Annotated in this window: 23 protein-coding genes and 4 tRNA genes; 10 read left to right on the forward strand and 17 right to left on the reverse strand. The window is 58.1% G+C overall.

Features of this window, described 5'->3' with window-relative positions:
* Positions 1-30: 30 nt before the first annotated feature.
* The 7 genes from clpX to LOY36_RS18330 all read right to left on the reverse strand — a co-directional run bounded on the left by clpX (position 31) and on the right by LOY36_RS18330 (position 4,345).
* A complete protein-coding gene (gene clpX, locus LOY36_RS18300) occupies positions 31-1,314 on the reverse strand; it encodes an ATP-dependent Clp protease ATP-binding subunit ClpX (protein WP_019648407.1) in 1,284 nt (427 codons plus the stop codon).
* Positions 1,315-1,425: 111 nt separating this feature from the next.
* Positions 1,426-2,061, reverse strand: a complete 636-nt coding sequence (gene clpP / locus LOY36_RS18305; RefSeq protein WP_007940402.1) for an ATP-dependent Clp endopeptidase proteolytic subunit ClpP — start codon at positions 2,059-2,061, stop codon at positions 1,426-1,428.
* 93 nt (positions 2,062-2,154) lie between these two features.
* On the reverse strand, positions 2,155-3,465 hold the full coding sequence (gene tig, locus LOY36_RS18310) for a trigger factor (RefSeq protein ID WP_019580008.1): 1,311 nt from the start codon (positions 3,463-3,465) through the stop codon (positions 2,155-2,157).
* 400 nt (positions 3,466-3,865) lie between these two features.
* Positions 3,866-3,941, reverse strand: a tRNA-His gene (locus tag LOY36_RS18315).
* 78 nt (positions 3,942-4,019) lie between these two features.
* A tRNA-Leu gene (locus LOY36_RS18320) sits at positions 4,020-4,104 on the reverse strand.
* Between the two features lie 56 nt (positions 4,105-4,160).
* Positions 4,161-4,236, reverse strand: a tRNA-His gene (locus LOY36_RS18325).
* A gap of 32 nt (positions 4,237-4,268) precedes the next feature.
* Positions 4,269-4,345: transfer RNA gene (locus LOY36_RS18330), tRNA-Arg, on the reverse strand.
* 275 nt (positions 4,346-4,620) lie between these two features.
* Here LOY36_RS18330 and folD point away from each other — a divergent pair.
* Positions 4,621-5,475 (forward strand): bifunctional methylenetetrahydrofolate dehydrogenase/methenyltetrahydrofolate cyclohydrolase FolD, encoded by an 855-nt coding sequence (folD, locus tag LOY36_RS18335; protein WP_019648405.1) that lies wholly within the window; start codon positions 4,621-4,623, stop codon positions 5,473-5,475.
* 261 nt (positions 5,476-5,736) lie between these two features.
* Complete coding sequence (gene pbpG / locus LOY36_RS18340; RefSeq protein ID WP_258669714.1) at positions 5,737-6,675, forward strand: D-alanyl-D-alanine endopeptidase; 939 nt, start codon at positions 5,737-5,739, stop codon at positions 6,673-6,675.
* 87 nt (positions 6,676-6,762) lie between these two features.
* Here pbpG and LOY36_RS18345 read toward each other — a convergent pair whose 3' ends face one another.
* The 3 genes from LOY36_RS18345 to LOY36_RS18355 all read right to left on the reverse strand — a co-directional run bounded on the left by LOY36_RS18345 (position 6,763) and on the right by LOY36_RS18355 (position 8,037).
* Positions 6,763-6,987, reverse strand: a complete 225-nt coding sequence (locus tag LOY36_RS18345) for a hypothetical protein (RefSeq protein ID WP_019580005.1) — start codon at positions 6,985-6,987, stop codon at positions 6,763-6,765.
* Between the two features lie 12 nt (positions 6,988-6,999).
* Positions 7,000-7,215: a DUF6021 family protein gene (locus LOY36_RS18350; RefSeq protein WP_019580004.1), complete on the reverse strand. Its 216-nt coding sequence runs from the start codon at positions 7,213-7,215 to the stop codon at positions 7,000-7,002.
* 93 nt (positions 7,216-7,308) lie between these two features.
* Entirely contained in the window at positions 7,309-8,037 is a 729-nt protein-coding gene (locus LOY36_RS18355) for a hypothetical protein (protein WP_018925417.1), read from the reverse strand.
* Positions 8,038-8,208: 171 nt separating this feature from the next.
* On the opposite strand from LOY36_RS18355, the gene LOY36_RS18360 reads away from it, so the two are divergent.
* Positions 8,209-8,379, forward strand: coding sequence for a hypothetical protein (locus LOY36_RS18360; protein WP_019648402.1), 171 nt, complete (start codon positions 8,209-8,211; stop codon positions 8,377-8,379).
* Positions 8,380-8,459: 80 nt separating this feature from the next.
* Here the strand turns inward: LOY36_RS18360 and LOY36_RS18365 are convergent, their stop codons facing one another.
* Both LOY36_RS18365 and LOY36_RS18370 read right to left on the reverse strand, forming a co-directional pair.
* A complete protein-coding gene (locus tag LOY36_RS18365; RefSeq protein ID WP_018925415.1) occupies positions 8,460-9,209 on the reverse strand; it encodes a TerC family protein in 750 nt (249 codons plus the stop codon).
* 28 nt (positions 9,210-9,237) lie between these two features.
* Positions 9,238-9,480, reverse strand: a complete 243-nt coding sequence (locus LOY36_RS18370; protein ID WP_258669723.1) for a hypothetical protein — start codon at positions 9,478-9,480, stop codon at positions 9,238-9,240.
* Between the two features lie 281 nt (positions 9,481-9,761).
* On the opposite strand from LOY36_RS18370, the gene nhaR reads away from it, so the two are divergent.
* Positions 9,762-10,661 carry a transcriptional activator NhaR gene (gene nhaR, locus LOY36_RS18375; protein WP_258669727.1) on the forward strand — a complete coding sequence of 300 codons (900 nt, stop codon included), beginning with the start codon at positions 9,762-9,764 and terminating at the stop codon, positions 10,659-10,661.
* A 4-nt stretch (positions 10,662-10,665) separates the two neighbouring features.
* Here the strand turns inward: nhaR and LOY36_RS18380 are convergent, their stop codons facing one another.
* Positions 10,666-11,820, reverse strand: coding sequence for an MFS transporter (locus LOY36_RS18380; protein ID WP_138867944.1), 1,155 nt, complete (start codon positions 11,818-11,820; stop codon positions 10,666-10,668).
* A gap of 334 nt (positions 11,821-12,154) precedes the next feature.
* Here LOY36_RS18380 and sstT point away from each other — a divergent pair, with 334 nt between their 5' ends.
* Entirely contained in the window at positions 12,155-13,387 is a 1,233-nt protein-coding gene (sstT, locus tag LOY36_RS18385; RefSeq protein WP_019648399.1) for a serine/threonine transporter SstT, read from the forward strand.
* 176 nt (positions 13,388-13,563) lie between these two features.
* On the opposite strand, the gene LOY36_RS18390 is transcribed toward sstT, so the two are convergent.
* Complete coding sequence (locus tag LOY36_RS18390; protein WP_007901777.1) at positions 13,564-14,073, reverse strand: DUF1993 family protein; 510 nt, start codon at positions 14,071-14,073, stop codon at positions 13,564-13,566.
* A gap of 127 nt (positions 14,074-14,200) precedes the next feature.
* Here LOY36_RS18390 and LOY36_RS18395 point away from each other — a divergent pair, with 127 nt between their 5' ends.
* Positions 14,201-14,848, forward strand: coding sequence for a YceH family protein (locus tag LOY36_RS18395; RefSeq protein WP_019648397.1), 648 nt, complete (start codon positions 14,201-14,203; stop codon positions 14,846-14,848).
* 187 nt (positions 14,849-15,035) lie between these two features.
* Here LOY36_RS18395 and LOY36_RS18400 read toward each other — a convergent pair whose 3' ends face one another.
* Positions 15,036-15,554 carry a cupin domain-containing protein gene (locus LOY36_RS18400; protein ID WP_019648396.1) on the reverse strand — a complete coding sequence of 173 codons (519 nt, stop codon included), beginning with the start codon at positions 15,552-15,554 and terminating at the stop codon, positions 15,036-15,038.
* 198 nt (positions 15,555-15,752) lie between these two features.
* Complete coding sequence (locus LOY36_RS18405; RefSeq protein WP_258669741.1) at positions 15,753-16,571, reverse strand: shikimate 5-dehydrogenase; 819 nt, start codon at positions 16,569-16,571, stop codon at positions 15,753-15,755.
* 240 nt (positions 16,572-16,811) lie between these two features.
* Here LOY36_RS18405 and LOY36_RS18410 point away from each other — a divergent pair, with 240 nt between their 5' ends.
* The 3 genes from LOY36_RS18410 (at position 16,812) to LOY36_RS18420 (ending at position 17,852) form a co-directional block, all read left to right on the forward strand.
* Positions 16,812-17,180 carry a hypothetical protein gene (locus tag LOY36_RS18410; RefSeq protein WP_019579997.1) on the forward strand — a complete coding sequence of 123 codons (369 nt, stop codon included), beginning with the start codon at positions 16,812-16,814 and terminating at the stop codon, positions 17,178-17,180.
* 193 nt (positions 17,181-17,373) lie between these two features.
* Positions 17,374-17,568, forward strand: a complete 195-nt coding sequence (locus LOY36_RS18415) for a hypothetical protein (RefSeq protein ID WP_007940421.1) — start codon at positions 17,374-17,376, stop codon at positions 17,566-17,568.
* Positions 17,569-17,669: 101 nt separating this feature from the next.
* A complete protein-coding gene (locus LOY36_RS18420) occupies positions 17,670-17,852 on the forward strand; it encodes a hypothetical protein (protein ID WP_258669746.1) in 183 nt (60 codons plus the stop codon).
* Here the strand turns inward: LOY36_RS18420 and LOY36_RS18425 are convergent.
* A complete protein-coding gene (locus tag LOY36_RS18425; RefSeq protein WP_258669760.1) occupies positions 17,849-18,910 on the reverse strand; it encodes an AI-2E family transporter in 1,062 nt (353 codons plus the stop codon). The two genes, LOY36_RS18420 and LOY36_RS18425, sit on opposite strands and share 4 nt — an antisense overlap.
* Before the next feature lie 175 nt (positions 18,911-19,085).
* Between LOY36_RS18425 and yegQ the strand changes: the two genes are divergently transcribed.
* Entirely contained in the window at positions 19,086-20,411 is a 1,326-nt protein-coding gene (gene yegQ, locus LOY36_RS18430) for a tRNA 5-hydroxyuridine modification protein YegQ (RefSeq protein ID WP_258669763.1), read from the forward strand.
* Positions 20,412-20,423: the final 12 nt, after the last annotated feature.

The raw sequence follows: 20,423 nt of genomic DNA on the forward strand, positions 1-20,423 counted from the left end.
GGCCCCTTCTTTATTCCAGCAGTGTGACGCTTAAGCGTCTGGCGCTGCCTTGGCAGTCGGCTCACTGTTCTCATAGAGATACAGAGGCTTGGACTTGCCTTCTATAACGCTTTCGTCGATCACTACTTTACTCACCTCGGACTGCGAGGGGATTTCATACATAGTGTCGAGCAATACACCTTCGAGAATCGAGCGCAGGCCACGGGCACCGGTTTTGCGTTCCAGGGCACGTTTGGCGACCGATTTCAGCGCGTCGGCCCGGAATTCCAGGTCCACGCCTTCCATCTCGAACAGCTTGGCATACTGCTTGGTCAGAGCATTTTTCGGCTCGGTGAGAATCTGCATCAGCGCAGCCTCATCAAGCTCGTCCAGCGTGGCAAGTACTGGCAGACGACCGACGAATTCCGGGATCAGACCGAACTTGACCAAATCGTCAGGCTCGACTTCACGCAGGGATTCACCGACTTTCTTGCCTTCTTCCTTGCTGCGCACTTCTGCGCTGAAACCGATGCCACCCTTGGTGGAACGGTTTTGAATAACCTTTTCCAGACCGGAGAACGCACCGCCGCAGATGAACAAGATGTTACGGGTGTCGACCTGAAGGAATTCCTGCTGCGGATGCTTGCGACCACCTTGAGGCGGAACGGAAGCGACCGTGCCTTCGATCAACTTGAGCAGGGCCTGCTGCACGCCTTCACCGGAAACGTCCCGGGTGATCGACGGGTTGTCAGACTTGCGCGAGATCTTGTCGATCTCATCGATGTAGACAATGCCCATCTGGGCTTTTTCTACGTCGTAATCGCACTTCTGCAGCAGTTTCTGAATGATGTTCTCGACATCTTCCCCCACGTAACCTGCCTCGGTGAGGGTGGTTGCGTCGGCGATGGTGAACGGAACGTTCAGCAAGCGGGCCAGGGTTTCGGCCAGCAGGGTTTTACCCGAGCCTGTCGGGCCGATCAGCAGGATGTTGCTCTTGCCGAGTTCGACGTCGTCATTCTTTTTGTCACGCTGGTTCAGACGTTTGTAGTGGTTGTACACCGCTACGGCCAGAACCTTTTTCGCGCGCTCCTGACCAATCACGTACTGATCAAGGATGCCGCTGATTTCTTTAGGCGAAGGCAATTTATGCGCGCTGCTTTCGGCCTGGGCTTCCTGCACCTCCTCGCGGATGATGTCATTGCACAGGTCGACGCACTCGTCGCAGATAAAGACCGAGGGGCCGGCAATCAATTTGCGCACTTCATGCTGGCTTTTGCCACAGAAGGAGCAATAGAGCAGCTTGCCGTTGTCCTCGCCGTTGCGGGTGTCAGTCATTCGTTCGATCCAAATCCGATAGGCTTGCAACACAAGATGAAGGCTATTGCGGGCTTTTTCAAGCCCGCCGGTGTCGGACCTGCCGACCAAGCCTGTTTTGGGCTGCTTATTTTAAACAGGGCGCTGGCTGATCACTTCGTCGATCAAGCCGTACTCACGCGCAGCTTCTGCACTCATGAAATTATCGCGATTGGTATCGCGCTCGATTTCTTCAAGAGTGCGACCGCTATGCGCGGCCATCAGCGTGTTGAGACGCTCGCGGATAAACAGGATCTCCTTGGCATGGATTTCGATATCCGACGCCTGCCCCTGGAAACCGCCCAGTGGCTGGTGAATCATCACACGCGAGTTCGGCAGGCAGTAACGCTTGCCGGGGGCACCGGCGGTCAGCAGAAATGCGCCCATGCTGCATGCCTGACCGATACAGGTGGTCGACACGTTTGGCTTGATGAACTGCATGGTGTCGTAGATCGACATGCCCGCCGTTACCGAACCGCCCGGGGAGTTGATATAGAGATGGATGTCCTTGTCCGGGTTTTCCGCTTCAAGGAACAGCAGTTGCGCACAAATCAGGTTAGCCATGTAGTCCTCTACCGGACCAACCAGAAAGATCACTCGCTCCTTGAGAAGACGCGAGTAAATATCATAGGCGCGCTCGCCACGAGCAGACTGCTCGACAACCATCGGGACCAGGCCGCCTGCGGCCTGGATATCTGAGTTCTGCTGAATATACGAATTACGGAACATGCTCTGCAGTCACTCCCAAATAGTTATGTCTTGAATACGCATAAGCCAGCACGAAGGCTGGCTTATGGTGTGTGCTTCTTACCGCAAAAACGATCAGTCGGCTTGTGGAGCTTCTACCGGCTTGACTGCTTCTTCGTAAGAGACCGATTTGTCGGTCACGCTAGCTTTCTGCAGAACAGTATCCACAACTTGCTCTTCCAGCACAACCGAACGGACTTCGTTCAGTTGCTGGTCGTTCTTGTAGTACCAGGACACAACCTGCTCAGGCTCTTGGTAGGCCGAAGCCATTTCCTGAATCATCTCGCGAACGCGGGCTTCGTCAGGCTTGAGGTCGAATTGCTTGACCACTTCAGCCACGATCAGACCCAGCACGACGCGGCGCTTGGCTTGCTCTTCGAACAGCTCGGCCGGCAGTTGGTCAGGCTTGATGTTGCCACCGAACTGCTGAACAGCCTGCACGCGCAGACGGTCGACTTCGTTGGACAGCAGAGCCTTGGGCACTTCGATCGGGTTGGTGGCCAACAGACCGTCCATCACCTGATTCTTGACCTTGGATTTGATCGCCTGACGCAGTTCGCGCTCCATGTTCTTGCGAACTTCGGTGCGGAAGCCTTCCAGACCGGTTTCCTTGATGCCGAATTGAGCGAAGAACTCTTCGGTCAGCTCTGGCAGTTTAGGCTCGGAAACGGTGTTCACGGTCACGGTGAACTCAGCAGTTTTGCCTGCCAGGTCGAGGTTCTGGTAGTCCTCTGGGAAGGTCAGGTTCAGAACGCGCTCTTCGCCGGCTTTAGCGCCAACCAGACCGTCTTCGAAACCAGGGATCATGCGGCCGGAACCCAGCACCAGCTGAGTACCCTTGGCAGAACCGCCTGCGAACACTTCACCGTCGACCTTGCCGACGAAATCGATGTTCAGCTGGTCTTCGTTCTGGGCAGCGCGATCGGCCACTTCAAAACGGGTGTTCTGCTTGCGCAGGACTTCCAGCATCTTGTCCAGATCGGCGTCAGCCACTTCGGCGCTCAGGCGCTCGACGGTGATGCCTTCGAAACCGGCAACGGTGAACTCAGGGAACACTTCGAATACAGCTACGTATTCCAGGTCCTTGCCCGCTTCCAGGGTTTTAGGTTCGATCGAAGGCGAACCAGCCGGGTTCAGCTTCTGCTCGACGACAGCTTCGTAGAAGGAAGACTGGATCACGTCGCCCACAGCTTCTTGACGCGCATCAGCCCCGAAACGCTGACGGATCACGCTCATTGGCACTTTGCCTGGACGGAAGCCAGCGATCTTGGCCTTTTGGGCAGTCTGCTGCAGACGCTTGTTGACCTGAGTCTCGATGCGCTCAGCCGGCACGGTGATGCTCATGCGGCGCTCAAGAGCAGAAGTATTTTCAACAGAAACTTGCATGGATATTCCTCGTTGCACAGACGTTAGCCGGCCGTTTCCGACCCCAGAATCAAGGGCATGCATTCTAGTGGGTCAAACTCAAGAAGTCACCCTACTGAAAACGGGTAAAAAAACAGCAGGCAATTTATAGGCGGGGACAAACGGTTGTGCCTCGCCCTGTTAGCAAATACAGCCAATCAAGCCAGGGCTCTGCACCCACCTTCCTATATATAGAAGGATTCGGCAATCCGTCCCTGACAGCCAACCCCACGAGGGGATCGGCGGGCAAATCGAGCATCATCGAGAAACATAAATACGACGAAGCGACCTGCCCCTGCGGCCCACAACCTGCAGCCGCCGACACTCAAACCACTGAAACAAAAAAGGCGCCAGACTGTTAAATCTGGCGCCTTTCGGAATATGGGGTGGACGATGGGGATCGAACCCACGACAACGGGAGTCACAATCCCGTGCTCTACCAACTGAGCTACGCCCACCATATTGCGTGACAAAGAAGCCAAACAACTTCTTTGTTGAACCTCAATCATGCCAAGCGGCATGAGTGAAGCTTTATTTGGTGCGGATGAAGAGACTCGAACTCTTACGCCTCGCGGCGCTGGAACCTAAATCCAGTGTGTCTACCAATTCCACCACATCCGCAGTTGAAGCTGTTAAAGCAAAGGCGCCAGACTGTTAATCTGGCGCCTTTCGAAATATGGGGTGGACGATGGGGATCGAACCCACGACAACGGGAGTCACAATCCCGTGCTCTACCAACTGAGCTACGCCCACCATATCGCGCTACTTGTGCCAATGCTGCCTAATGGCGCACCCGGCAGGACTCGAACCTGCGACCATCCGCTTAGAAGGCGGATGCTCTATCCAGCTGAGCTACGGGCGCCTTGTTAATCTGTACCCTTGAAGGACTACAAACTAAGTGCTTTTCAGTCTTGCGAAACCGTAACTCCGCTCGACCTTCTTAACCAGTGCTAGGCTGTGCCCGACAAGTGCGACGAATAGTATAGAGCCCCCTGAAGGTCGTCAAATCCTTTTTGAAAAAAATTCATTTAATTAAAGGAGTTAGGGGAATTTGCAGACCAAGCGCCTTTGCCCTCACCTCATGACATGCGAGAATGCGCTCTCTTTTTTTCCCCTCTCGATGGTTAATCACGCGCAATGACTGCACAACTAATCGACGGCAAATCGATCGCCGCCAGCCTGCGCCAGCAGATCGCCAAACGAGTTGCCGAGCGTCGCCAGCAAGGCCTGCGCACGCCCGGCCTCGCGGTGATCCTGGTCGGCAGCGATCCTGCCTCTCAGGTTTATGTCTCGCACAAGCGTAAAGACTGTGAAGAGGTCGGCTTCCTATCCCAAGCCTATGACCTGCCTGCCGACACCACCCAAGCAGCGCTGACCGATCTGATCGATCGCCTGAACGACGACCCGGCAATCGACGGCGTTCTGCTTCAGCTGCCGCTACCTGAACACCTGGACGCCTCCAAATTGCTGGAGCGCATTCGTCCCGACAAGGACGTCGACGGTTTCCACCCTTATAACGTCGGTCGCCTGGCGCAGCGTATTCCGCTGCTGCGCCCGTGCACACCCAAAGGCATCATGACGCTGCTGGAAAGCACCGGCGTCAATCTTTACGGGATGGACGCGGTCATTGTCGGGGCTTCCAACATTGTTGGTCGTCCGATGGCGATGGAACTGCTGCTGGCCGGCTGCACCGTGACTGTCACCCACCGCTTCACCAAGGATCTGGCCGGCCACGTCGGTCGCGCCGACCTGGTAGTGGTTGCCGCCGGCAAGCCGGGCCTGGTCAAAGGTGAGTGGATCAAGGAAGGCGCGATCGTGATCGACGTCGGCATCAACCGTCAGGAAGACGGCAAGCTGGTCGGCGACGTGACTTACGAGTCGGCCCTGGCCCGTGCCGGCTGGATCACTCCGGTACCGGGTGGCGTCGGCCCGATGACCCGCGCCTGCCTGCTGGAAAACACGTTGTACGCCGCCGAAACACTGCACAGCTGAGTTCACTCTCACCCTGCTGCACTCAAAAGAACCCCGCCCATCGCGGGGTTCTTTTTGCCTGTAGCAAACAGCTCGATCACAGAGGTCGGACAACTGCAAAGCCAAATAGTAAAGAAAGAGTTACAGCATTAAATATTCTTCACTTTTACCCCCTCTCTTACAGGCGCCTATGGCTTTCCTGGCACATACTCCTAAAATGCGACGTTTTTAAGAAACAGCCCGTTACAGAACGGCATATCCACCCTTTATGAGTCTGCCAGCGTGAAAATCCGTCTTTCCATCCTGAGCCTAGTTTTTGCAGTTACAGGGACTTTCATCACGCCAACGGTCAACGCCGCTGAAACCACCGCGGCGCCACGAGACAATTCACAACTGAAGATCGCGTCCGGCAGCGCTTTGCTGATGGATCTGCAAACCAACAAAGTCATCTATGCCAGCAACCCTGATGTCGTCGTACCCATCGCGTCCGTCAGCAAACTGATGACCGGCCTGGTGGTCGTGGAAGCGCGGCAGAACATGGACGAATACATTCCCGTCAACATCAGCGACACCCCGGAAATGAAGGGCGTGTTCTCCCGGGTCAAACTCAAAAGCGAATTGTCGCGCCGCGAGATGCTGCTGATCGCCCTGATGTCATCGGAAAACCGTGCCGCCGCGACGCTGGCGCATCACTATCCGGGCGGTTATGTCGCGTTCATTGCCGCCATGAACGCCAAAGCCAAGGCGCTGGGCATGACCAGCACCCACTTCGTCGAACCGACGGGCCTCTCCCCGCGCAACGTGTCCACCGCCCGCGACCTGAGCAAACTGCTGATCGCCGCGCACAAGTACCCGCTATTGACCGAGCTGAGCACCACCAAGGAAAAAACCGTCAGTTTCCGTAAACCCAACTACAGCCTGGGGTTCCACAACACCGACCATTTGATCAACAAGCCGAACTGGGACATCAAGCTGACGAAAACCGGTTTTACCAACGAGGCCGGTCACTGCCTGGTGCTGGTGACCAGCATGGGTAACCGTCCGGTTGCGCTGGTGATTCTCGATGCCTTCGGCAAGTACACGCACTTTGCCGATGCGACACGGATTCGTAGCTGGGTCGAAACCGGCAAGAGCACCAACGTGCCGTCCGTCGCCCTGCAATACAAGTCAGAGAAGAACCTCAAACATCGCCAGAGCGGTGTGGTTGAAGCCTCGAAATAAGGTCGAAACACCCGCCAACGAAAGCCCCGAATAATCGGGGCTTTTTGTTGGCGGGCGGTTTGTTGGCGGGCGGTTTTCGTCCGGCGGTCAATCATTGGGCAATGGCATCTGATCGTCATCCGGAATGCCATCCCCGGCACTCGGGTCTCGCCAGCCCTGTGGATGCTTCGTCGGCACCACCATCGGCCTGGCCAAGGGATCCCTTAACGGGCTGTCTGGGTCCATCACCGGGTCCACGTCCGGCTCAAGGGTTGTTGGAACACTGTCGGGAGAGTCTGGATGTTTGTCATCGAAGCTCGAATCGGTAGACATATGCACCTCTCACTAAGACTTGGGCCTCAAATTACCGAGTGGGTCGTAAGGCTTGGCCGGCTTCTTCTTGCCCTCCTCACCCGGCTTTATGTCCCTGGGCGCCCTGGCAGGTCCGATGGGGTCGACCTGAGGATCAGCAACGTCCGGAGAATCGGGGTCAAACCCCAACTCATTATCGGACGAATGCTCGGACGAGTGCGGGCCGTCGGGGGTATTGGGATGAGCCATGGGCGCCTCCTGGTCACGACCCGGCGAGAATCCGGGCCCTTTATATAAGAGACCAAAAACGCTGAGTCGTGCCTTGCAGATGACGAGCGGAAACTACTGCGCGGTCAGCGCCTTCTTCGCCCTGGCTGCCGCTTGCTCCTGACCAGATTGGGCAAGATCGTTCGCCGCTTTCAGCCAGCGCTGCTGATCGACGTTGGCCGGAATCTGGTCCGGCTTCTGGATCAAAACGGCCCAACCGCCTGCATTCTCGAGCGCCGACTCAAAGGCGCTGAACCCCATCAGCAACCGACGATCCATCCCGGTGCGCAGCAACACGGTCTGCTTCTGACGGTTGTAACCGGCAAGAATGGCGTATCGCGGCCCGGCCCAGAACGCCGAGCCTTCAGTAATGCGCACCATCACCGGATAACCGGCCGCGACCTGGGTCAGCAGCGCCGGCAATTGGCTGTCGAGGGGATAGACCACCATCCCGTATTCGCGGGCGAGGTTTTGCATGTTCTGCTGCAACCGGTCTTCGGCACCCGGTAAATTCAGGGGCTTTTCGAGCAACCCCGGAGTTATCACGATGTCCTGTTGGGACAACAGGCTGGCCAGCACTTGAGGCCCGCTCTGATAACTTTGCCCGCGGTAGAACGTACCGCTGAGTTCGACACGCTCCGGCAGACGCTTGATCTCAGGCGCTACGCTCCCCGCGCAGCCAGCCAGGCCGGCAACGCAGCCAACGATCAGTGCCAAAGATCGAATTCGAGAAAATACCCGCACCATCATCACTCTCTTGTTCAGACGCCAGGCGATCACGCAGCCGGCTTGGCCGTCGATCATAGGATGCCGCGCGACAGCGGTATAGCCTTAACCGGCAGTTGTTTGCATTTGATAGAGCGAACGGGTTGATGACAGGCGACCTTTGGTCAATAGCCTGAAACACAGCAACGGCTAGACTGTCCTTTACCAAGGAAGAGTGTGCGCCCGCGGCAGGGCAAAGAGGAGGCACTGATGAGCCTGACAATGACCATTGTGATGTTGATTTCCGGCTGGCTGGCAGTGGCCGCCGCCATGTTGTGGGGCGTATTGCGCATTACCCGTCGGCACCATCACCACCCGGTTCAATCGGCGCCCGTGGCCAAAACCGATAAACCGGCTACACACCCCATCACCGCGCACTGACTGGCGCTTTTCAGTCGTACAAACAAAAAACGGCCACCTGGACTCTCGCGAGTTCAGGCGGCCGTTTCGTTTATCGGCGATTAAGCTTCTGCGGCAACGCGCCTCTGTTTGGCCCGCCGCGACAGCATGTTCAAGCCTTCGATCGTCGCCGAGAACGCCATGGCCGCGTAGACATAGCCTTTCGGTACGTGGGCGCCGAAACCTTCGGCGATCAGCGTCATGCCGATCATGATCAAGAAGCCCAGCGCCAGCATCACCACCGTCGGGTTGTCGTTGATGAACTTGGCCAACGGGTCAGCAGCCAGCAACATCACCAGGACCGACACCACCACCGCGATGATCATGATCGGCAAATGCTCGGTCATGCCGACAGCGGTAATGATGCTGTCGATGGAGAACACCATGTCCAGCATCAGGATCTGACCGATGGCGGCGGCAAAGCCCAGGGTCACGGTCGAGGTGGCCGACGTCGGATCTTCCGGCGACGGGTCCATGCTGTGATGAATCTCGGTGGTCGCCTTCCACAACAGGAACAGGCCGCCGGCGATCAGGATCATGTCCTTCCAGGAGAACGCGTGGCCGAGAATGTCGATCACCGGTTCAGTCAACTGGACGATGAACGCGATGGTGCTCAACAGCGCCAGGCGCAAGATCAACGCCATGCCGATACCAATACGCCGCGCCTTCTGGCGATGCTGTTCGGGAAGCTTATTGGTGAGGATCGAGATGAAGATCAGGTTATCGATGCCGAGCACGATTTCCATCACCACCAACGTGGCCAGGGCGACCCAGGCGGTGGGGCTTGCAGCGAGCTCTAAAAGGTATTCCATGGGTCAGTCCTGACTCGTTGTAGACGGTTTAGATTTCCTGGGACGAAGAGTCGGTTTTGCCCGTCTCTTTGGCCGGTTGTTCTTTCTTGCCGATCAGGCCGCTCGTGGCCTCGCTCAACGCTTGTTCGGCGGCTTTGTGGGTATCGTCAATCGCCTGTTTGGCGCTTTCGGCGGCCTTGCCCATCAATTGCTGAGCACTTTTCTCGGCCTGGTCGCAACCGGCCAACACCAGTAAAGAGGTGATCAGCAGCGCGGTGGTTTTAAGCTTCATGATGCTTTCCTCGATAGAACAGACAGAACCCGAAAGGCGATCCGTCGATAGCGAGGCAGTCTAAAGAGACAAATACTTCAGGAAAATTCGTATTTTCAGCGGTTATACTTCGGTTTTTACGAATCGACATGTGTCGTATGTATGCTTGTAGGAGCTGTCGAGTGAAACGAGGCTGCGATCTTTTGATCTTGTTCGTTAAAAACAAAAGATCGCAGCCTCGTTTCACTCGGCAGCTCCTACAACAGCTCCTACAGATGATGGGAACAAGGGATCTCACCAACATGCTCAATTATCGACAGCTGCATTATTTCTGGGTGGTGGCCAAGACCGGCAGCATCGTGCGCGCCTGCGAGCAGTTGAACCTGACGCCACAGACCATCAGCGGGCAGATTTCCCTGCTCGAACAAACCTATGGCGTTGAATTGTTTCGCCGGGTCGGGCGGCAACTGGAACTCACCGAAGCCGGGCGTCAGACCCTGCCCTACGCCGAGCAGATGTTTCAACTTGGGGGCGAGCTGGAACTGATGCTGCGGGCGCAGCCCAATGAGCAACAGATTCTGTTTCGGGTGGGCGTCGCCGACGTGGTGCCCAAATCCATCGTCTATCGCCTGATCGCGCCGACCATGGAGTTGAGCGAGCCGCTACGCATCACCTGCCGCGAAGACAAACTGGAACGATTGCTCGCCGACCTGGCGATTCAACGCCTCGACCTGGTGATTTCCGACAGCCCGATGCCCTCGCATCTGGACATCAAGGGCTACAGCCAGAAGCTCGGCGAATGCGGTATCAGCTTCTTCGCCACCGCTGAACTGACGGCGCGATACGGCCAGGATTTCCCCCGCAGCCTGCACGGCGCCCCGCTGTTGATTCCCGGGCCGGAAACCGTGGTGCGCAGTCGCTTGCAACGCTGGTTTGCCGAACAGCAGATCCAGCCGCGAATCGTCGGCGAGTTCGACGACAGCGCTTTGATGCAGGCTTTCGGCCAATCCGGTAGCGGGATATTCATCGGCCCGAGCGTGATTGCCGACGAGGTGAAACGCCAATGCGGCGTGGAGTTGATCGGCCAGACCGACGCGGTGCGCGAGTCGTTCTACGCCATTTCGGTGGAACGCAAGGTCAAGCACCCCGGCATTGTCGCCATTACCGAAGGTGCCCGACGCGAGCTGTTCACCGAGATGTGAAGCCTCAGGCGCAGATTTCGCGAGGCTTGAAGGTCATCAGCGCCATGGCCAGGAGAATCGAAACCAGGATAAAACCGGCTGCGGCGAAACCCAGTCCGCCCAGGCCCACACTGTCGATCACCCGGCCGCCGACCATGGCGCCCAGGCCGATCCCGAGGTTGGCCCCGGCAATGTTCAACGACGCCGCGAAGGCCGGCGCTTCAGGCGCCGCCTTCATCAACCGCACATGACTGACCAGGAACAATGCCGCCTGGGTCACACCCCAAATCCCCATCGCCGCCGCCAGCCCCAGTGGCGAGTGAATGTTCGGCACCAGCGTCACCATGCCGGCAATCATGAATGCGCAAAACGTCATAGAAGCGATCAGCGGGTGACGATCCACCGCGCGACCGCCCAGCGAGTTGCCGATCAGCCCGACCGCGCCGAAGCCCATCAGGCACCAGCCGACCACGGTGCCGTTGAAACCGGCGAGGCGTTCAAGAATGTCGGCCAGGTAGGTGTAGGCGGTGAACATGCCGCTGAACACCAGGATCGACAGCAGTACATGACCCAGCATCAGCGGGCTGCGCAGGATCTTGAACTGCGAACGGAAACTCACCTGATGCTGGTGCAGGCTGGTTTTCGGCAAATAGATAAACAGCAACAGCGCCTTGGCAAACGCAATCACCGCCAGAATGCCGAAAGCACTGCGCCAGCCGAACGCATCGGAAATCAACGTGCCGACCGGAATGCCGAATACGGTGGCGCAGACGATGCCGAAACCAATCTTGGCAATCGCCCGCCCGGCGTAGTCCGGGCCGACAATGTCCACCGCGGTTTCACTGGCCAATGCCCAGAACACCGGCAACCCCAGCGCGGGAATCAACCGGGCAATGGCCATCACCCAAATGTTCGGCGCAAATGCCGCCAGCGTGTTGGCTAGGCCGAACATGATCAACACGCTGATGAACAGTTTGCGTCGTTCAAACCTTGCGAAATACGCCGTCAGGAACGGCCCGAACGCGGCCACGGTGAACGCGAACAAGGTCACCAGCAAACCCGCTTGAGGAATGCTGACGTCCAGGTCACGGGCGATTGCCGGCAACAGGCCGACGATGATGAATTCCGTGGTCAGCACCGTGAAACCGGCGGCGGACAACAGAAGAATGGGCAACAGCATGCAGAACTCCAGGAAAACGACGACACCAGCGACAGCCCGAAGGCCCACTGGCAGAACTAGAAAATGAGGATGGCGAAGCTTAACAGAGTGTTTCCGGGCGAAGTTGCACGAACCTGCAAATCGCGTTGAACAATCGGGTGGCAGATCGTCACAGGTCTGAAGGATCGCGGCTACGCTGTGATAAAGTCCGCGACCCGCGAGATTGACACCTTGCTCATCGGCCATTGATTGGCATTGATGTGGCGACCCCTTCGGTTCCCTCCATGTGGCCTGCCCGGCTTTTTGCTGCATGAGCCGAGGAACCCTGCACCCTAATAAAATCAGAGATACCGTTATGACCGCTTCATCCCCTTCTCTTTTTCAACGCCTGAAACGCAGCAGCCTGGTCACGCAAATCATCATCGGCCTGATCGCCGGGATTGCCCTGGCCCTGTTCGCGCCCGAGGTGGCGAAGTCCACCGCCTTCATTGGCAAAGTATTCGTGTCGGCGCTCAAGGCTGTCGCGCCGATTCTGGTGTTCGTGCTGGTCATGGCTTCGATTGCCAACCACAAACACGGTCAGGAAACCCATATCCGGCCGATTCTGTTTCTGTATCTGCTAGGCACCTTCGCCGCAGCCGTGGTGGCGGTGATCGCCAGTACGTTGTTTCCGTCGAGCCTGGTGCTGTCGACCCAGGACGTTGCGGTCACCGCGCCGGGCGGCATCAGCGAAGTGCTGCAAAGCCTGCTGCTCAGCGTGGTCGACAACCCGGTCAGCGCACTGATGAACGCCAACTTCATCGGCATTCTGGCGTGGGCGATCGGCATGGGCGTTGCGATCCGCCATGCCGGCGAGACGACGCGCGAAGTGCTGGGCGATTTGTCCAATGGCGTGACCGTGATCGTGCGCCTGGTGATCCGTTTTGCGCCGTTGGGGATCTTCGGTCTGGTGGCTTCGACCCTCGCCACTTCCGGTTTCGGCGCGTTGATCGGTTACATGCACCTGCTGGCGGTGCTGCTGGGCTGCATGCTGTTCGTGGCGCTGGTGATGAACCCGGTCATCGTGTTCTGGAAGCTGCGTCGCAACCCGTATCCGCTGGTACTCACCTGCCTGCGCGAGAGCGGCATCACCGCTTTCTTCACCCGCAGCTCGGCGGCGAACATTCCGGTCAACCTGGAGTTGAGCAAACGTCTGGGCCTGCACGAAGACACCTATTCGGTGTCGATCCCCCTCGGCGCGACCATCAACATGGCCGGCGCAGCGATCACCATCACCGTACTGACGCTGGCCGCCGTGCACACCTTGGGCATTGCCGTGGATATTCCGACGGCGATTCTGCTCAGCATCGTCGCGGCGATCTGTGCCTGTGGCGCTTCGGGCGTGGCTGGCGGTTCGTTGCTGCTGATTCCGCTGGCGTGCAGCCTGTTCGGCATCCCGAGCGAAATCGCCATGCAAGTGGTGGCGGTCGGTTTCATCATCGGTGTGTTGCAGGACTCGGCGGAAACCGCGCTGAACTCCTCAACCGACGTGCTGTTCACCGCGGCGGCGTGCCAGGGTGAAGAGTTGAAGGCGCAGCGTTTGGCCTAAAAAAGCCAAGATCAAAAGATCGCAGCCTTCGGCAGCTCCTACAGGGTGTACGCCGATCCAACGTAGGAGCTGCCGAAGGCTGCGATCTTTTGACGATAGTCGCAGCAATGACAATCAACCTGCAAAAAAGCCCGCCAAGGCTTACACCTTGGCGGGCTTTTTTGTACCTGGGTGGTTTAGAACGCGCCCATGTAATCGCGCTTGCCCACTTCCACACCGTTGTGACGCAGCAGCGCGTAGGCGGTGGTGACGTGGAAGAAGAACTGCGGCAGACCGTAGCTCAGCAGGTAAGCCTGGCCAGTGAAGCGCTTCTCTTTAGGAGTGCCAGGACGGGTCACGATTTCGATGCCTTCCTTGCCGTCGATCTGCTCGGGTTTGATCTCGCCGATGAAGGCCAGGACCTTGGCGATCAATGCTTGCAGTTCGGCGAAGGTGGTTTCTGTGTCGTCGTATTTCGGCAGTTCGACTTCAGCCAGACGCGCCGAAACGCCCTTGGCGAAATCAACGGCGATCTGCACCTGACGTACAAGCGGGAACATGTCCGGGTACAGACGGGCCTGCAGGAACGCGTTCGGGTCGATGTTTTTCGCGGTAGCGTGGGCTTCAGCCTTGCTCAGGTTGTTGCTCAGGGCGTTGAGCATTTGCTGGAAAACCGGAACGGAAGCGGCGTACAGGGAAATAGTCATGGCAGTCTCGTGTGGTGACGGGAGTAAAAAACGTGGAGCGATTATAGCCATGCCGGCGCGCCCTGCGACTTGTCTTTTATCCAGCAAGGATTAGGCTAGGCGGCTCGACTGCCTAGGGAAAAGCGCGATGAGCACTGAACAAGAGACGACCTTCGACGAACCGCGGCTCAACAGCACGGAAATCCGCATTCTGGGCTCGTTGATCGAGAAACAGGCCACCAGCCCGGAAACCTATCCGCTGACCCTCAATGCCCTGGTGATTGCCTGCAACCAGAAAACCAGCCGCGAACCGGTGATGAACCTCAGCCAGGGCCAGGTTGGCCAGAGCCTGCGGGCCCTTGAAGGTCGCGGCTTCACCCGGCTGGTGATGGGCAGCCGTGCCGACCGCTGGGAACATCGGGTCGACAAGGCGCTGGAACTGGTGCCAGCACAGGTGATTCTGACGGGGCTGTTGTTCCTGCGCGGCCCGCAGACGGTCAACGAACTGCTGACCCGCAGCGGCCGCATGCATGACTTCGAAGATGCCGAACAGGTGGTGCATCAACTGGAGCGCTTGATCGCCCGAGGCCTGGCGCTGTTGATTCCGCGCCAGGCCGGCCAGCGCGAAGATCGTTACATGCATGCGCTGGGCGATCCGGCGGATATCGAAGCGATCCTTGCGGCCCGACAGAACCCGGCGGAACGTGGCACCGGTGGCGGCGTGTCGGTTGAGCGAATCGAAGAGCTTGAAGCGCGAATCGCGGCACTGGAAGAACGCCTGGCGCGCCTCGAATAAAGCCCCGGTATCGGCCGTAGCAGCTGCCGAGCAGCGCGAGGCTGCGTTCGGCGGCGCAGCCGTCGTGAATTCATGCTATGCGGTGTTTCAGGGTAACCGCGTATATAGGGTTTACGACGGCTTCGCCGCCGAGCGCCGCCTCGCGCTGCTCGGCAGCTGCTACAGGAACGTGTTCAACGTTGAATGACTACTCCCCATCCCAATAATCCACGCCATCGGCCTGCCTCGCGACGGCAACGAAGCCTGACGCATTGCCCTTGGCATCGACTTTGAAGTCGTCCATCACCACGTATTTGCCGGAGTCCGGGTATTCGCAAATGTCCGGTGATTGCTGGCTGCTGACCGCCAGATAGCGCAACTCGCCCTGGCTGTTGTTGATGATCTGGTGCGCGGTTTCAGGACCGCCCGCGGGGCAGGCGATCACGTCCCCGGCGCGAATCGGGAAGCGTTCGGCGCCAAGGCGAACCTCCCCTTCCCCGGCCACGATGTAGAACATCTCCTCGTTGACCCGATGACTATGAAACGGACTGCCGCGCATGCCAGGCTCCAGGGCGTACAACCGATAACCCAGCTTTTGCGCGCCCAGTTGCTGGCCGATGCGGGCCTGGCGTTGCTGATAGCGGTTGGCGGCTTCACCGGTGGGGGCAAAACCTTCGGGCAGCGGTACAAGTTCGACCTGATCCAGGTTGAGAATGGCGGGATGCATGAGAACCTCGGTCTCGGTGACGGGAGAGCAAGTCTTCGCTTGCTGGCGAGCAGTATAGGCCGGGATTTTCACGGCAATGGCGGGTGACCGAGTCGCGGCAATCGCGGGCAAGCCACGCTCCCACAAGGTCAGCGCAGAACCTGTAGGAGCGTGGCTTGCCCGCGAAGGGGCCAGTACAGCCAACACATTTGGGGATGATCAGCTCCGGGCAAACGCCACGGCCTTCTGAAACTGCTCATCGGTCGGTCGCACGCCGGTGTACAACACGAACTGTTCCAGCGCCTGGATCGCAATCACTTCGAGCCCGGTGATCACCCGTTTGCCTTCGGCACGAGCACGCACGATCAGCGGTGTTTCCGAGGGGATCGCCACCACATCGAAGACCGTTTCGGCGGTAGCAATGGCTTCAGGGGGAAACGCCAGTTGATCGGCTTCCGGGCCGCCGGTCATGCCGATTGGCGTGACGTTGATCAGCATCTGCGGGCGTTGAGCGCCCAGTTCCGCCTGCCATTGGTAACCCAGCGATTCAGCCAGGGCACGCCCGGCGCGTTCGTTACGGGCCACGATCAAGCCGTTTTTGTAGCCGCCATCGCGCAAGGCGCTGGCCACGGCCTTGGCCATGCCGCCGCTGCCGCGCAGGGCGAAGGTCGAATCCTTGGGCACCTGGTGGGTTTCAAGCAACTGGGCGACGGCGATGTAATCGGTGTTGTAGGCCTTGAGGTGGCCGTTGGTGTTGACGATAGTGTTGATCGATTGAATAGCCTCGGCCGATGCATCCAGCTCATCGACCAGCGCGATGCAGGCCTCCTTGAACGGCATCGACACGCCGCAACCCCGAATGCCCAACGCACGAATACCGCTGACAGCCCCCGTCAGGTCCTGGCTGCTGAAAGCCTTGTAGTAAAAATTCAGCCCCAGTTGTTCGTACAGATGATTGTGAAACCGCAGGCCGAAATTGCCGGGGCGCCCCGAGAGTGACATGCACAACTGGGTGTCTTTGTTGGGGTTCATCTGCATCCGAATCTCTCCTTCAATAGCACTTTCAGATGGACGGAATTAACAATTCCACCCGATTGTGGTCGATCATAAGGGTATGTCTGTACCAGACAGCACCGTAAAGAAACCGGTACAGACCTTACACAAAATTTACCCAACGGCTGTGCTGATTTTCAAAAAAACGCTGTCTTAGAAGTATCCCCGCGACAACTTGCGTCTATTGCAGACGCGAGCGCCGGGTCGAAGAACCGAGGACTTATCATGATCCGTAAAATCCCCACAGTAGCCTTGCTGATCGGTGCTCTCGCTATCGCAGGGCAGGCAGAAGCAGGTGGTCGTGGCTGGGAAGGTCCGGCTGTGTTTGGTGCGATCGTCGGCTCGGCAATCATCGGCTCGGCAATCATTGGTCGCGACCGGCCGGTGTATGTAGAACAACCGGTTTATGTTCAACCTCAACCGGTCTACGTACAGCCACCGCCTGTCTACTATCAACCGGCGCCGGTCTACGTCCAACAACCGATGTACTACCGCCCGGCACCGATTTATTACGGTCCACCACGCGGCTACTATGGCCCACCGCGCGGTTACTATGGCCATCCCCATGGTTATTACCGTGACGACCGCTGGTAACAAGACTCATCAGGCCCCGCCTCAACAGCGGGGCCTTTTTTGTGGCCGCAGGGTGAGCGAAGTCTGAATAAATCTCGTCAAGGTCGCTGTCGGGACAGTACCGGCAGGTAAAGTTGGTCATATTTATGTCATCACAGGCCCGCAAGCTTGATCTGTCCATAAACAACAGTTTGATAAAAACAAGGACGACGCCATGCCCACACAAAACCCGCACCGCATTGTCGGCTTGTGCACTTCCAGCAAGGTGTACAACGCACTGACCGAGCTCAAGCACCTGGAAGGCCATCGCAGCGCCAAGTTTCTCTCGCTGCTGACGCAAAACCTGGTGCGCAAAGGCCTGCTCAATGAACAGGAAGTCATGCATATGCTCGATCAAGTCGTGGACTGACCGCCAACACTCACCGGCATCAATGACGACTATCGAAAGCGTTGATTGTCCGTTCAAGCGTCCGATCCGTAAGGTAGCCCCATAGATTGATGGAGGTACTTATGGCTCAGGTTCAGATTATGTCCGTTATCGGCAGCGCCGTTCCCGCACAACTCAGAGCGCTGGGATTGCTCGCCTGCTGGTATCTGGTGCAGGACGGCGAACCGATCAGCGGTCCGCTCACTTCGCTTCCCGACGCCCAGGCCCTGTCGCAACGCATCGGTTCAGGCCAGCTCAGCGCTTAAGGCAGCTGAACCCGCTGTTTGGTATCGACGAAAATCGCCCAGCTCGACATGAACAATGCGGCAATCAACGGGCCGATGACAAAACCGTTCAGGCCGAAAATCGCCAGGCCGCCGAGGGTCGAGATGAGAATCAGGTAGTCGGGCATTTTGGTGTCCTTGCCCACCAGGATCGGTCGCAGGACATTGTCCACCAACCCGATCACGAACACCCCGAACAACGCGAGCACCGTGCCCTGCCAGATCGCACCGCTGAGCAGGAAGTACGCCGCCACCGGCACCCAGACGATGCCCGCCCCCACCGCCGGCAACAACGACAGGAATGCCATCAACACCGCCCAGAGCAGCACGCTCGGGATATCCAGAAACCAGAAAATCAACCCGCCCAACGCCCCTTGCGTGATCGACACCAGCAAACTGCCCTTCACCGTGGCCCGCACCACCCGATTGAATTTGAGTTGCAAGCGACGCTTCTGGTTATCTTCCAGCGGTATCGCCGCGCGTACTTTGCGCGCCAGTTCGGAGCCGTCCCGCAGAAAGAAAAACAGCAGATACAGCATGATGAAAAAGCCCACCACGAAATCGAACGTCCCCTGGCCAAAACTGAACGCCTGGGACGCCAGAAATTGACTGCCTTGCATCATGCTCTTGATGATTTTCTCGCGAAGCCCGCTCAGCTCACCCATGCCGAAACGATCGAGCAAGTGCTGAAAGTACAGCGGCAGGCTGTGCTTGAACTGCGACACATGCCCGGCAATGTCCAGTTCGCCGCTTTCGATTCGGCCATAAAGCGCCGCGCCCTCCTGAACCAGCAAGGTACTGATGATGATTACCGGCAGGATCGCAATCAGCACACACAGACTCAAGGTGCACAGGGCCGTCAGGTTGCGTGACCAACCAAATTTCAGCTGCAATTGATGCTGCAAGGGCGCAAACAGAATGCCGAGGATGGCCGCCCAGAACACCGCACCGTAGAACGGCAGCAGAATCCAGACGAAGGCAACGGTCACCACAGCCAGCAAGACCATCAGCGAAGTGTTCTGGAGCTTCGTTTCGTTCATGTCCGGTCCATGCCAATGCGCAGAGGCGAAAATTCGCGTCCTTATGTTTAGTCCGCCACGGTTGGCGCGAGTGCCATCTGTTTGTTGGTCAAGCATAGATCCAGATCAATAAACCCCGCGTGCAGGCCGCTTACCCTTGCCGGCTTTTGCGATCGACACTGCCATGACTTGCGCCATGCCACTCATCCCCCCGGAACTGCTCGCCCCTGCCGGCACCCTGAAAAACATGCGTTATGCCTTCGCCTACGGTGCCGATGCGGTATACGCCGGCCAGCCGCGCTACAGCCTGCGGGTGCGCAATAACGAATTCGATCACGCCAACCTCGCGCTCGGCATCAGCGAGGCCCAGGCCCAGGGCAAACGCTTCTATGTAGTGGTGAACATCGCCCCGCACAACGCCAAGCTGAAAACGTTCCTCAAGGACCTGGAGCCGATAATCGGCATGGCGCCGGACGCGCTGATCATGTCCGACCCCGGCCTGATCATGCTGGTGCGCCGACACTTCCCGCAGATGCCGATCCACCTGTCGGTGCAAGCCAACACGGTGAACTGGGCCAGCGTCGAGTTCTGGCAGCAACAGGGCTTGAGCCGGATCATCCTGTCCCGCGAACTGTCGCTGGAAGAAATCGCCGAAATCCGCCAGCACGTCCCGGCGATGGAGCTGGAAGTGTTTGTGCACGGCGCGTTGTGCATGGCCTATTCCGGGCGCTGCCTGTTGTCGGGCTACATGAACAAGCGTGACGCCAATCAGGGCAGCTGCACCAATGCCTGCCGCTGGAAATACTCGGCGACACCGGCCAGCGAAAATCAACTGGGTGAAATCGTCCAGCACCACTCACCCGAACCCACCCTGGGCCTCGGCACGCCGACCGATCAGGTGTTCCTGTTGCAAGAGGCCAATCGCCCCGGCGAACTGATGCCGGCATTCGAGGATGAACACGGCACCTACATCATGAACGCCAAGGACCTGCGTGCCGTCCAGCACGTCGAGCGCCTGACACAGATGGGCGTGCATTCACTGAAGATCGAAGGCCGGACCAAATCGCATTTCTATTGCGCGCGCACCACCCAGGTTTACCGCCGCGCGATCGACGATGCGGTGGCTGGCCGGGTGTTCGATCGCAGCTTGATGACTGATCTGGAGTCCCTCGCTCAGCGCGGCTACACCGAAGGTTTTCTGCGCCGGCACGTGCATGACGAATACCAGAACTACCAGAACGGCAGCTCGGTTTCAGAGCGCCAACAGTTCGTTGGGGAGTTGACCGGCGAACGCCGTGACCGGCTGGCCGAGGTGCGGGTGAAGAATCGTTTTGGCCTGGGCGATCACATGGAATTGATGACGCCCAAGGGCAACTTCCACTTCGACCTGCATCAACTGCAGAACCTTAGAGGCGAGACGATAGAAGTGGCGCCAGGGGATGGGCATACGGTGTATTTGCCAATTCCGGATGCGGTGGATTTGCGGTTTGGATTGTTGATGCGCGATGTTGGTGTGAGTTAAGAAACCTGAGCG

The sequence above is a fragment of the Pseudomonas sp. B21-019 genome, from assembly GCF_024749225.1.
GTDB lineage: Bacteria > Pseudomonadota > Gammaproteobacteria > Pseudomonadales > Pseudomonadaceae > Aquipseudomonas.